The organism is Bacillus cereus group sp. Bc010, assembly GCF_027716745.1.
Lineage (GTDB): Bacteria > Bacillota > Bacilli > Bacillales > Bacillaceae_G > Bacillus_A > Bacillus_A pacificus.
On record NZ_JAQFUY010000007.1, the window covers coordinates 140031 to 153399 of the forward strand.

Below are 13369 nucleotides of genomic sequence, written 5' to 3' on the forward strand. Positions count from 1 at the left end.
GCTCCAGTATGTTATTTAAACTTTCCATGTCAGGACTGAAAAGTAAGCTGAAAGATTACATCGTCTTACTTGTCGGCCTTGTCATGTCGATTTCAATTTTTTATATGTTTCAAACGTTAGCTCTAAATAAAGCGTTTATTGAATCTAACTCAGTTATTCAATCAATTGGATTTGTATTCCAGGCAGGTTCATTTTTACTTGCTATTATAACGTTCTTCTATATTTTATATGCGAACTCTTTCTTATTATCTCTTCGTCAAAAAGAGTTTGGTATGTATATGATGTTAGGAGCAAAAAAGCATAAAGTTACATTACTTATGTTTATCGAAACAATCGTATTAGGCGCTGCGTCTCTTGCGATCGGTATTACAGTTGGTGTAGGACTTGCAGAAGGTATCGGTCAGTTATTAATGAAACAATTAGAATTTGCTGGTGAAGGCTATAAAGCATTTTACCTTCCATCAATGACTGTTACTTGTATCTTCTTCTTCGCACTATTTGTATTATCAGCAATTATGAATAGTATTAAGTTATCACGTATTTCTGTATTGCAACTTGTACATGCAGATGCACAAACAGAACGTGTTGCGGTAAAAGGAAAAATGACAGGTGTAGTTGCATTCCTTGCGGTTATTTTATTAGGTATTGGATATGCATCGATGATAAATATGGAAACGTTAAGAGAAATGGGAATCCTTATTGTATTAATTACAACAACAGCTGGTACTTACATGCTATTTGGCTCACTTCTTCCAGTCATTATTAAAAAGTTAAAAAGTAATAAAAAGCGTAGTGAAAAGGGACTTAACGCTTTTACATTTGCACAATTAAACTTCCGTATTAATAGTTTAACAAAGGTACTTGCAACAGTAGCAATGTTAGTTGCTCTTGGAGCCGGTGCAATTTCAGGTGGTATGGCATTTAAAAATAACGTTATAAAAACGGTTGATGGATTTGAAATTTATGATTCGATTATTCATAATCCTACAGCTGAAGAGAAGAAAATTTTAGATGGTATATCATTTAAAAATAAAACTGAGTATCGTTATAAAGTAGACGACAAATATATTTATTATGTAAAAGAAGATTTAGAGAAACATAAACCATTCATTCGAGATGGTGTAGGTAAGGAAAGTTTCGGTAAATATAAAGAAGTTTCAGGAGAAGCTCCAGTAGGTACAGTAGCAGGAGCAGTGCAAGATCAAAATGAAAAAGCAATGCCTGAAGAATGGGAAGAGGCATTTAGAACAATTCAACCATACTATATATACAAAGATCATGCCGTTAAAATTGTAGATCAAAAAATGTACGATACTGTAAACGGTAAAGAAGGAATTGTATTTACTGGAAAAACAGATGATTTCGTAGCATACACAAAAGAATGGAAAAAACTTGACGAGTTGCAGCTAGATAAATATAAAAATGTAAAAGCTGAACAAATGAATAGTAAATATCAAATGTATGACATGTTCTATGGTCTTGCGAGCGGGACAGTATTTATGGGATTCTTCCTTGGAATTGCGTTCTTAGCAATGATGGCAAGCTGCCTAATGTTTAAAATTCTTTCTGGTGCATCAAAAGATATTACACGTTATCAAATGCTTCGTAAAATCGGTGTGCGCCGTGAATTATTAACAAAATCCATTTATAAAGAGTTATTCTTAGTCTTCCTATTCCCAGCGATTGTAGGTATCGCTCACGTATTAGTTGGTATGAATATTTTCGGATTTATTTTAGTTGATCCGTACTTCCGTATTTGGGTACCAATCGTAATTTTCGTAGTTATTTATGCGATTTATTACTTCATTACAGTTCAATTGTATAAAGGAATTGTTCTTCCGAAAGAAGATTAATAATAAAAACCGAGCAAAAACGCTCGGTTTTTATTATTTTCAGAAAAAACACTTCAATGTTACTAAAATGTATAATATAATGTAAATAAGTAACATAATATAAAAGTAGAAGCAACTGGATAAGGAAAGGAGGAATCCGATCTGTAGAAAGAGGCTGAACTTATATCCCCTATTATTCCTACCCCTACTGTATTTGCACAATTATAAATTTCAAAACCTAAAAGTATATTGTAAAAATAATGGATAATACATGGAAATCTCATAGCGTGATAAGGTAAAATGGACAACATGATGAGAAAATTACCGTTCATAAGATGAGGAGAATACATGTATGGAAGTTGTAGAGGCATTAAAAGATATAAGCCAAATTGAGGCGATGAAAAAGTATTTAAAAGAGCACTCTCAGCGAGATTATCTTTTATTTGTTATTGGAATTAACACAGGATTAAAGATTACTGAGCTACTTAGTATGAAATTTGAAGAGATATTAAATGAAGATGGAACTGTTAAAGAGTTTTATTCTCTTCCTGTGAAAGATGAAAAGTTTAAACAAGATATTTATTTAAATACAAAAGTAAAAGAAGCACTTTTAGAGTACGTACAATCTATTGATGTGAAAAGAGAAAACTACGTATTTCAATCTAATAAAACGAAAAATTCAATTACGCGTCAACAAGCGTATCGTGTAATTCATAATGCTGCTGAAGCGGTTGGGATTGTTGGAAAAATTGGAACGAACTCAATGAGAAAAACATTTGGATTTCACGCGTACAAAAGGGGAATAGCAATTGCGCTATTGCAAAAGCATTTCCATCACGCGACACCTTCAGAGACATTAAAGTATTTGGGAATCTCAAAAGATGAAGAATTTAAAACAGAGATTGATGTAGATTTGTAAAAGCCGTAACTAAAAACTTTAGGAGGCGGAAATTATGAATATTAGAGAGAGTGAATTACCGGGCATTGGCTGTAAATTTGAAGTTATAACAAAAGGTAATGAAAAAATGGTTATCGTTATTCATGATGATGGCCGAAGAGAAATGTATCATTTTGATGCGGATCATGATGAGAGTATTTCAAGCATTTCTCTTCGTGATTCTGAAGCGAGACAAATTGCAGCTATATTAGGCGGAATGGTATATAGACCGCAAGCGTTAGACACAATTGAGATGGCTTTTGAAGGATTATCAATTGAATGGTTTAAGGTGGAGAATCATGCACCAGTCGTACAAAAAACAATTGGTAGCTTACATGTCAGAAAAAAATATAACGTAACGATTATTGCTATTTTAAAAAAGAATATGAAGAAATTCTTTAATCCAGGTCCAGACTCTATTATTGAAGCTGGCGATATGCTCGTGTTATCGGGTGAAAGACATGAAGTGAAAAGAATTATTAATGAATTGCTTTCATCAGGAGGTGATTCATAATCGATGGATACTTTAATCTTTGAAGTTGGAACTGCGTTAGTATTAGTAGCTTTTGCAGCTATCCTCGCTGCGAAGTTAAAGTTCTCGATTATTCCGTTTCTCATTATACTCGGTATGTTAGTGGGGCCTCATGCCCCCGATTTAGGACTTATCGATTTAAGGTTTATTGAAAGCGGAGAAGTTATTTCCTTCCTCGGCCGTGTTGGCGTCATATTCCTCCTATTCTATTTAGGCTTAGAATTCTCAATAAAAAAATTAATTAAATCAGGAAAATCAATTGCTTTTGGGGGGACTGTCCACATATCACTTAATTTCATATTAGGTTTGCTTTATGGATATGTTATGGGCTTCCCCTTATTAGAGACGTTAATTATTGCTGGAATCATTACAATTTCATCGAGTGCAATTGTTGCAAAAGTAATTGTTGATTTAAGAAGATCTGGTAATAAAGAGACTGAATTAATATTAGGAATCATCATGTTTGATGATATTTTTTTAGCTGTATATTTATCGGTCGTTTCAGGGTTAGTACTCGGTGGTGCCACATCATTTGTAGGTGCTCTTACATCGGTGTTAATCGCAGTAGGGTATATGCTACTATTCTTTGTAATCGCTAGAAAAGCTACGCCGTTTTTAAATAAAATATTAGATATTTCCTCAAATGAAATTTTTATTATCGTAATATTCGCTATTTTATTCTTCGTAGCAGGATTTTCAGAAACGATTCATGTCGCTGAGGCAATTGGAGCGTTATTGTTAGGACTCGTCTTTTCTGAAACAGAGCATAGCGATCGAATTGAGAAGCTTGTCGTCCCATTCCGTGATTTCTTTGGAGCCATATTCTTTTTCAGCTTCGGTTTAAGCATAGATCCTTTTTCGCTTGGAGGAGCAGTCTGGTTGGCATTAGGAGCAGTTTTCATTACTCTAATCGGCAATTTTACTGCTGGAATGATTGCAGGACGTAAAGCCGGGTTATCCCATAAGGCTTCTACGAATATAGGTTTAACACTCGTGTCACGCGGGGAATTTTCTATTATTGTAGCGAATATCGGCATTGCCGGTGGCTTAATGGCAGCGATTAAACCGTTCTCTGCTTTATATGTTTTAATATTGGCATCGTTAGGACCGTTAGTAACGAAAGAGTCTGGGAGAATATACTCGCTACTAGATAAGGTGTTTAAATGGAGTGCGAAAGAACGTGCAAAGCGAGAAAAGGAAGTTGGATAGTATAAAGAGGCTGCATGAACTTCATGCAGCCTCTTTATATAGTGTTGCTGTTGTCGTTTTTTGTCGGTAAGTCGATATATTTTAATAATCGCTGATATATTTCGAGAATCGTCGATATATCTTAATAATCGCCGATATATTTTCAAACAGCAATCAATATAATTTCATTTACCGACAAACCATTATCTGAATTTCATCAACTATTAATCAGTTGCCTTCCTATTTAAAAACGACTACAATTTTACTGTTATAGATGAACGAAAAAATAGAATAGGAGGGGAGACTATGCCAAGGAAAGTATGGCTATTAGTAGCTGGGATGATTATTAATGTCACAGGTGCTTCTTTTTTATGGCCTTTTAATACAATTTATTTGCATGATCACCTAGGAAAATCTTTATCTGTGGCCGGAATGGTACTAATGATCAACTCGCTTACTGGTGTAATCGGAAACTTGCTCGGCGGTGTTTTATTTGATAAATGGGGCGGTTATAAATCAACTTTAGTAGGGATTGTCATTACACTCGTATCGATTTTAGGTCTTGTGTTCTTCCACGGTTGGCCTTTATACGTTGTGTGGCTAGCGTTAATCGGTTTTGGTTCTGGAATGGTCTTCCCATCGATGTATGCGATGGTTGGTACGGTTTGGCCAGAGGGCGGAAGACGAGCATTTAATGCGATGTATGTTGGACAAAACGTTGGTATTGCGATTGGGACAGCGTGTGGTGGATTAGTTGCATCGTATCGTTTTGATTATATTTTCTTAGCGAACTTTATTTTATACTTTGTTTTCTTCTTAATTGCTTTTATTGGATTCCGTGGTATGGAAGACAAGAAAGAGCTAGGAGTACAAAAAGAAGTGGAAACGAAAAAAGGTTGGTCGCTTACACCTGGATTCAAAGCACTTCTTATCGTATGTGTAGCATATGCTTTATGCTGGGTTACATACGTACAGTGGCAAGGAGCGATTGCAACACATATGCAAGAATTAAACATTAGCCTTCGTCACTATAGTTTATTATGGACGATAAACGGAGCGATGATCGTTTGTGCGCAGCCGCTAGTTAGTATGCTAATTCGCTGGATGAAGCGTTCTTTAAAACAACAAATTATGATCGGAATCATCATTTTTGCGGCTTCATTCATTATTTTAAGTCAAGCGCAGCAATTTACGATGTTCCTCGTTGCGATGGTAACATTAACAATAGGTGAGTTATTCGTATGGCCAGCAGTTCCAACGATTGCAAATATACTTGCGCCAAAAGATAAGTTAGGATTTTATCAAGGTGTTGTAAATAGTGCGGCGACTGTAGGGAAAATGTTCGGGCCGGTCGTTGGCGGAGCAATTGTGGATTTATACAATATGGAAGTATTGTTTATAGCAATCATGGTAATGCTTGTAGTAGCGCTTATCGCAACGAGTATTTATGATAAACGAGTAAAAGTAGAAGAAACAGTTGAAGAAAAAATTGCAGTTTAGTTTGACGGAACATGTTCACATGTTTTAGAATATATTTAAATAAAACAACCTTTAGAACAAGGGAGATAGCTCGGCTGTCTTAAGACGAATTCGTTAGTTATTAAAAGTAACGATTAACCGAGAAGCCCCGCTTTAAGTAAGCTCTTTAGAGATACTGAGTGGAGGGTAGTTCAAATTAACTCATATGTGTAATAACAGTGAGAAGGAGTAGTAGTAATAGAAGCTGGTTTAGAGAGTTGACGGTCGGTGCAAGTCAATCCACGTTTCGTTATGAACTCGCCTTTGAGTTGCAGTTGTGAAACTAATAGTAGCAATTGCCGTTAATCCACGTTACGGATCTAAGCGAATGTATATTTGTACATTAATTTAGGGTGGTACCGCGGGAATCTATAACCTCTCGTCCCTTTCTAGGGATGAGAGGTTTTTTGTATTTTGGGCGGTGAAAATAAATAGAATTTCAAGGAGGGTATCTCATGAGCTTTAATCATCAAGAAATTGAGAAGAAGTGGCAAGGGTACTGGGAAGAGAATAAAACATTCCGTACGCCAGATGAGACAGAAAAACCAAAATTTTATGCACTAGATATGTTCCCATATCCATCAGGTGCAGGCTTACACGTAGGACATCCAGAAGGTTATACAGCAACAGATATTTTATCTCGTATGAAGCGTATGCAAGGATATAACGTTCTTCATCCAATGGGATGGGATGCATTCGGTCTTCCAGCAGAGCAATATGCACTTGATACTGGAAACAGCCCAGCTGAATTTACAGAGCATAATATTAATACATTCCGTAACCAAATTAAATCATTAGGTTTCTCTTACGATTGGGACCGTGAAGTAAATACAACAGATCCAAACTACTACAAGTGGACACAATGGATCTTCCTAAAACTATTTGAAAAAGGCTTAGCTTACGTTGATGAAGTACCTGTAAACTGGTGCCCAGCACTTGGTACAGTACTTGCAAACGAAGAAATCATTGACGGTAAGAGTGAGCGCGGTGGACATCCAGTTGAGCGTCGTCCGATGAGACAGTGGATGTTAAAAATTACAGCTTACGGAGATCGTCTATTAGAAGATCTAGATGAGCTTGATTGGCCAGAAAGCTTAAAAGATATGCAACGTAACTGGATCGGTCGTTCTGAAGGTGCCGAAGTACACTTCAATATCGATGGTACAGACGAGAAGTTCACAGTTTTCACAACGCGTCCTGATACACTATTCGGTGCAAGCTACTGTGTACTTGCTCCGGAACATGCACTTGTTGCTGATATTACAACTGCTGAACAAAAAGAAGCTGTAGAAGCTTACATTAATTCAGTAAAAATGAAGAGTGATTTAGAGCGTACAGAACTTGCGAAAGAGAAAACTGGTGTATTCACTGGTGCTTACGCAGTTAACCCAGTAAATGGTGAGAAATTACCAATCTGGATCGCTGATTACGTTCTTGCAACTTACGGAACAGGTGCTGTAATGGCAGTTCCAGCTCATGATGAGCGTGACTATGAATTCGCATCAACGTTCAATCTTCCGATGAAGGAAGTTGTAAAAGGCGGAGACATTACGAAAGAAGCATACACAGGTGATGGTGAACACGTAAACTCAGCATTCCTTGATGGTTTAAATAAAGAAGAAGCAATCGCAAAAATGATTGAATGGCTTGAAGTAACGAGCGCAGGAAATCAAAAAGTAACATACCGTCTACGTGACTGGTTATTCAGCCGTCAACGTTACTGGGGTGAGCCAATTCCAGTTATTCACTGGGAAGATGGCACAATGACAGCTGTAAAAGAAGAAGAATTACCATTAGTTCTTCCGAAAACAGACAACATCCGTCCTTCAGGTACAGGTGAATCACCACTTGCTAACATTGACGAGTGGGTAAATGTTGTTGATCCTGAGACTGGTAAAAAAGGTCGTCGTGAAACGAACACAATGCCACAATGGGCTGGTAGCTGCTGGTACTACCTACGCTACATCGATCCAAACAATAGCGAAGCACTTGTAGATCCTGAAAAAGTAAAACAATGGCTTCCAGTTGATATTTATATCGGCGGAGCAGAGCACGCTGTACTTCACTTACTATATGCTCGTTTCTGGCATAAAGTATTATACGATATCGGTGTAGTTCCAACGAAAGAGCCGTTCCAACAATTATTCAACCAAGGTATGATTCTAGGTGAAAACAACGAGAAAATGAGTAAATCAAAAGGTAACGTTGTAAACCCTGATGATATCGTAGCAAGCCACGGTGCAGATACACTTCGTCTATACGAAATGTTCATGGGACCATTAGATGCTTCAATCGCTTGGTCTGAAAATGGTCTTGACGGAGCTCGTCGTTTCCTAGACCGCGTATGGCGTCTATTCGTTCAAGATAACGGTGAATTAAGTGAGAAAATTACTGATGCACCAAATAAAGAGCTTGAAAAAGCTTACCACCAAACAGTGAAGAAAGTAACAGAAGACTATGCAGAGCTTCGCTTCAACACAGCGATTTCTCAAATGATGGTATTCATCAACGATGCATACAAAGCTGAAACACTTCCGAAAGAATATGTAGAAGGTTTCGTAAAAATGATTGCACCAGTTGCACCTCACATCGGGGAAGAGCTATGGAGCAAACTTGGATACAATGAAACAATCACATATGCAAGCTGGCCAACATTTGATGAGTCTAAACTTGTAGAAGATGAAGTTGAAATCGTTGTTCAAGTTATGGGTAAAGTTCGCGCAAAACTAACAATGAGTAAAGACGCATCAAAAGAAGAAATGGAACAACTTGCACTTGAAGCAATTAAGGACCAAATTGAAGGGAAAACAGTTCGTAAAGTAATTGTAGTTCCTGGAAAACTTGTTAACGTTGTTGCAAACTAATGTATGAAAGAAAAGCTCAGAGCGCTTATGCTCTGAGCTTTTTTGTGTAGAAAATAATTTCAGGATCCCCTTCATCTAAGTTTTCAACTATTCCACTACGTATAAAACCGTTCGCATTAAAAACTTTTTGCATACTTTCATTTGATTCGTTCGTTGAAGAAAATATTTTTTGAGTAGGAGAATGACTTAGCATATATGAGAGTAACGAGCTTGCATAGCCTCGCCTTCTTTTTGTTGGCGAAACGATGATTAATGAGAGGAAAGTACAATCAAAGAAATTTGTATCGTATGTTAGAAAACCGGAAATAGAATTATCTTCTTTTACGATGACGCATCGTCCCTCATCAATAGAGTGCTTAATATAATTTCGTCTACTATCATTTCCGATTACATCAATATCTATATGTACGATTGAATCTAAATCATCGATAGAAGCTTTTGTTACGTTCTTCAATGGAAATACCCCCTAGAAAAAATATTCAGTTAATTAATTTTACCATGAATGAAGAAAAAGGAGCGGAATTCCCATACAGACAAACACCTATTTTTCTATAGGAAATATGATAAAAAAGGTAGGCTAAATTGAGTAGAAGAGGTGAAAGGAATGAAAGGGATGGACAATAATGCACCACATGGTTTTTTCGGAGGTGGTTCGGATAGTTATGAACAAATGATGTTAATGGGAGGAGCTGGCCAACAAGGATACGGTGGTATTCCGAGCTGGATGGGCGGAGGAGCAGGAGGTTTTCCGACATCGGTAGCTGGTATGCAAACTGGAATGCCTACATTAATGGGGGGCTTTTCGACATCAGGGGCTGGAATGCCTACAGTAACAGGAGGCTTTCCAACATCAGTAGCTGGCGTACAGACAGGAATTCCAGTAGGGGTACCAACTACATTCCCATCTTTCGTTGGAGGGGTACAAACAGGATTTCCGGTACCGGGAGTAGGTGTTGTGGCAGGCGGAGTAGGTGGTTATCCGCAAGCTGTTCATGGTCATCATGTACATCACCATCACCAAGGTCAGCACGGTCATCATGGTCATCACCAAGGCCAACACGGCCACCATGTACATCATCACCAACAACAAGTACATCACCACGGTCAACACCACATTCATCCGCAAGCTGTTCTTTATCAAACACATCAAGGCCACCAACACGGTCACCATGGTCATCACCAAGGCCAACACGGTCACCATGGTCATCATCACCACCAAGGCCAACACGGTCACCATGGCCAGCATCACCACCAAGGCCAACACGGTCACCATGGCCAGCATCACCATCAAGGTCAGCGCGGTCATCATGGCCAACATGGTCATCAAGGTCAACAACACCAACAATATCAACAGTATCAACAGTATCAACAACAACAATCTTCTCCTTGGACAGGTGGTGGAATTGGGGCAGGAGGAGCAGGGGCAGCGGCAGGAGCAGCTAGCATTGGTGGAGCAGCAGGGCATGCTGGACACGTGGGTCATTAATGAATTGCAGAAAAAAAGACATAATAAAAAACTGCTAGGAAATCCTAGCAGTTTTTTTCAGCTTCTTGGCGTTGACGTTCGATTTCAGCACGAAGTTGTGGCTCTGGTGCTTGCCAGCCTTCAGGTTTTAGAATTTTGCCGTCGCCTTCGCGGAATCTTGGTTTCCCATCAGGGAATAGTTTTGCCATGTTTGCATTATTTACAATTTCGAATCCTTTATCAGGACGTACGCCCATTTCGGCAAACGTGCCGAATGCAAAGTAAATAAGGTCAATCAGTGCATCGTATTGATCTTCAACAGTCGTTGCTTCTAGAAATTCTTCTAGCTCTTCTTGCATAAAACTCGCACGGATTTTTGCGCGTTCTTCTGTTAATTTTGTTGGAGTATTTGTCACAGGATGTCCGAATACTTCATGCATTTTCGCAACAAGTTCGTACCCTTTATCTAGACCTTTTTCGTTTGTCATGTTGTTTCATCCTTTCTCGCTTAGTGCCGAATCTCATTGTAACATAAGGTGATTATGAAATGAAAAGAACATCTTATAGAAAATAAGATGCTCGCCTGTTATTCTTCTTTCTTAATTAAAATGGATAAAATAAGATCGATGCCAAATATACCAACGAGTAACATTGGTATAACGACAAGTAAATAACGTGTGAAGGAAACATTTTTTAAATATGTATGAGCAAATAAAAAGACGCCGAGAAATAAAATACCATTTAAAATAGGCTTTACTAATTTTTTAGACATAAGCTCCCCCATAAATATCTTCTCTCTCTATCTAAAATAAAAACTCCTCTTTCCGTTGTATCATGCTGGAGAGAGGAGTTCAATCATTTCTCATTCAATTACACCAGAATTTGTAATATTTACGGTGTATTTTACAGTGACAGGGACATCTTTGTACAGCTGTCTCCATTTTTCTAATTTGAATGGGCGATAATGTTGCTTATATTTAGCTCCTAGCCCGAGAGGATCAACGCCTAAAGATTTAAACTGCTTAATTAATTTAGCAGCTTGTTTATCTAATTGTTTTTGGATGTTTTTTTCAATGTTTTTTGTGTTCTTGTTATTTTCTAAGTTAATTTGCTTCGATAGTTCTTGAATACGTGCATCAAGATGAACGTGAATGAAGAAAGAAGGCTTCCCGTTTTTAATTTTTATATCGTAAGTTGGAACAGAACGAATATTATTAATCATTACGTACGCGGAATCCGTTTTGAATTCATGTGAATCTAATTTATGTTTCTCTAATAGTCCTTTAAAGATGAACATATCTTTTTCTGCGATTTTCCCGATATATTTATCCTTTTTAAAAAGACCAATTCCGTTGATTTTTATTTTATCACCATGCTTCTTTAGAATGGGAATATAGTAGTCTTGCCCTTCTTGATAATAACGGAATGCTCCTACATGCAGATTATCTGTTGGTAAAGGACCGGTCTCCATATTATGTTCTAACAACTTTTTTATATAAATTGCAACGTTGTATGAAGTCGAATATTTGCCTTTTAAAAGTTCAGTACCATTCCCCTCTAATAAACCAACATATAAAGCGTTCCCTATGTTTACATCTCGAAGTAATGTATCGAATGAAGTAGACATTCCTGTTTTGGCAAGTTTTATCGTATATAGAGCGACACGCATTTGCCCACTAGCAAACGGTTGAGAAGACTCTAACGATGTGTCTGCTTTTACTTGTTTTACCGCATTTGCGGTGCCTTCAAAAACTTGAACTTTATTTCCTTTTTTCTGAATGGGACAAACGAATGTCACTTTTACTTTTTTATCTTTTGCAACATCAAATACTGTTCCTTGAATAAGTTGTACATCATCGATAATATTTTTTTGTAAACACCCAGTTAGACTGAAGAGTGTTATACAAGAAATAAGTATTAATTTACTTGTGCTTTTGATTTTTTCCATTTTCTTTTCACCCACACAATAATAAATAGAATTGGGATGTATACATAAATGAGCCAAAAACTAACCTTCGATGCATTACTAATAAAGTTATTAATATCGTGTCTGTTTGTTAAAAGTTGCGAAACAATGAGCGTGATAAAGATAAAAGCGATTAAAACACCTCTTTGCTTTACGTGGAATATTTCGTGAGTTGCTCTCATTGACGCCCATAAGGGGAGGATAAAACTTGAAATAATAACGAGTGCATAGCCTGAAATTGCAATATATTCGAGTCTTTCTATAAACTGTAATTGAATGACTTGAGTCATAGAAAGTTGCGGCCATATCGTTTTTAACAATTGTTTTTCACTAAAAAATGCAAAGGCTAAAAGGGTGCTAAATACATATAGAAGATTTGAAAATAGTGCTCCGAGCTGAGCGTATTTATGAGATTGCATAGGCTTTTTCACAAATGGATACACCATGAGGTAAATCTCAAAACCGGTCATACTGTAGATTGACACTTGAGCGGTTTTTAAAATGTCTGAAAAAGAATGGGTGAATATAGGGAGTAAATTATCCCAATGTGAATATTTCAAAACGAATAAGCTTAGAAATAAATATCCTAATGTACCACCAACAGAGATGACGCAAATACCGGTAATTACACGAAATCCAGAAGAGATAATGTAATAGCTAACTAAGCACAAAAAGAGTGTTAACATAAAGGTGGAAGCAGTAGGAAACATCCATACTTGAATAATTTCAACATACGTTCGAATAACCGAAATACTGACGATTAAAAAATAAGCTGCAAAGATGATATTAAAGACATTCCCTATCCACTTTCCAAACGTTTGCCTTTGTAAATCAATTAAATTTCCATTTGTTTCTTTTAATAAAAAATACATCATCCATATAAGAAGATGGATACAGAGCCCTGTGATTACAACGCCCATCCATCCGTCGTAACCAGCGGCCTTTGCGGTGATTCGAGTGAAACCGAGAACGCCAGCACCGAACTGTGCACCGTGAATTAAGAAGAAAACGAAGATAGGAGATATTTGATATTTTTCTTGAACTTTACTCATCGAATGCACCTCATT

The 13369-nt window shown here is 37.2% G+C and carries 12 protein-coding genes and 1 other annotated feature; of the genes, 7 read left to right on the forward strand and 5 right to left on the reverse strand.

Features of this window, described 5'->3' with window-relative positions; all coding sequences use genetic code 11:
- The first annotated feature begins 8 nt into the window (after positions 1-8).
- The 6 genes from PDQ68_RS11385 (at position 9) to leuS (ending at position 8871) form a co-directional block, all read left to right on the forward strand.
- On the forward strand, positions 9-1853 hold the full coding sequence (locus PDQ68_RS11385) for an FtsX-like permease family protein (protein ID WP_061183706.1): 1845 nt from the start codon (positions 9-11) through the stop codon (positions 1851-1853).
- A gap of 331 nt (positions 1854-2184) precedes the next feature.
- Positions 2185-2751, forward strand: a complete 567-nt coding sequence (locus PDQ68_RS11390; protein ID WP_000454214.1) for a tyrosine-type recombinase/integrase — start codon at positions 2185-2187, stop codon at positions 2749-2751.
- A gap of 34 nt (positions 2752-2785) precedes the next feature.
- Positions 2786-3283, forward strand: coding sequence for a cation:proton antiporter regulatory subunit (locus tag PDQ68_RS11395; RefSeq protein WP_016718714.1), 498 nt, complete (start codon positions 2786-2788; stop codon positions 3281-3283).
- A 3-nt stretch (positions 3284-3286) separates the two neighbouring features.
- The gene (locus tag PDQ68_RS11400) at positions 3287-4510 is read left to right on the forward strand and encodes a cation:proton antiporter (protein WP_016718713.1); all 1224 of its coding nucleotides are present in this window, start codon (positions 3287-3289) and stop codon (positions 4508-4510) included.
- A 285-nt stretch (positions 4511-4795) separates the two neighbouring features.
- The gene (locus PDQ68_RS11405) at positions 4796-5989 is read left to right on the forward strand and encodes an MDR family MFS transporter (RefSeq protein ID WP_061183137.1); all 1194 of its coding nucleotides are present in this window, start codon (positions 4796-4798) and stop codon (positions 5987-5989) included.
- Between the two features lie 188 nt (positions 5990-6177).
- Positions 6178-6397, forward strand: a binding site (T-box leader).
- Positions 6398-6462: 65 nt separating this feature from the next.
- Complete coding sequence (gene leuS, locus PDQ68_RS11410; protein WP_000009457.1) at positions 6463-8871, forward strand: leucine--tRNA ligase; 2409 nt, start codon at positions 6463-6465, stop codon at positions 8869-8871.
- 25 nt (positions 8872-8896) lie between these two features.
- Here the strand turns inward: leuS and PDQ68_RS11415 are convergent, their stop codons facing one another.
- On the reverse strand, positions 8897-9325 hold the full coding sequence (locus PDQ68_RS11415; RefSeq protein ID WP_000800320.1) for a GNAT family N-acetyltransferase: 429 nt from the start codon (positions 9323-9325) through the stop codon (positions 8897-8899).
- A 150-nt stretch (positions 9326-9475) separates the two neighbouring features.
- Between PDQ68_RS11415 and PDQ68_RS11420 the strand changes: the two genes are divergently transcribed.
- Entirely contained in the window at positions 9476-10357 is an 882-nt protein-coding gene (locus PDQ68_RS11420) for a hypothetical protein (protein WP_270786707.1), read from the forward strand.
- 44 nt (positions 10358-10401) lie between these two features.
- Here the strand turns inward: PDQ68_RS11420 and PDQ68_RS11425 are convergent, their stop codons facing one another.
- The 4 genes from PDQ68_RS11425 to PDQ68_RS11440 all read right to left on the reverse strand — a co-directional run bounded on the left by PDQ68_RS11425 (position 10402) and on the right by PDQ68_RS11440 (position 13354).
- Positions 10402-10824 carry a pyrophosphohydrolase domain-containing protein gene (locus PDQ68_RS11425; protein ID WP_000180554.1) on the reverse strand — a complete coding sequence of 141 codons (423 nt, stop codon included), beginning with the start codon at positions 10822-10824 and terminating at the stop codon, positions 10402-10404.
- A gap of 98 nt (positions 10825-10922) precedes the next feature.
- Positions 10923-11108, reverse strand: coding sequence for a hypothetical protein (locus tag PDQ68_RS11430; RefSeq protein ID WP_000038779.1), 186 nt, complete (start codon positions 11106-11108; stop codon positions 10923-10925).
- Between the two features lie 90 nt (positions 11109-11198).
- On the reverse strand, positions 11199-12284 hold the full coding sequence (gene gerHC, locus PDQ68_RS11435) for a spore germination protein GerHC (protein WP_016718709.1): 1086 nt from the start codon (positions 12282-12284) through the stop codon (positions 11199-11201).
- Positions 12254-13354: a spore germination protein gene (locus tag PDQ68_RS11440; RefSeq protein ID WP_270786709.1), complete on the reverse strand. Its 1101-nt coding sequence runs from the start codon at positions 13352-13354 to the stop codon at positions 12254-12256. Before PDQ68_RS11440 ends, gerHC begins: the two co-directional genes overlap by 31 nt.
- Positions 13355-13369: the final 15 nt, after the last annotated feature.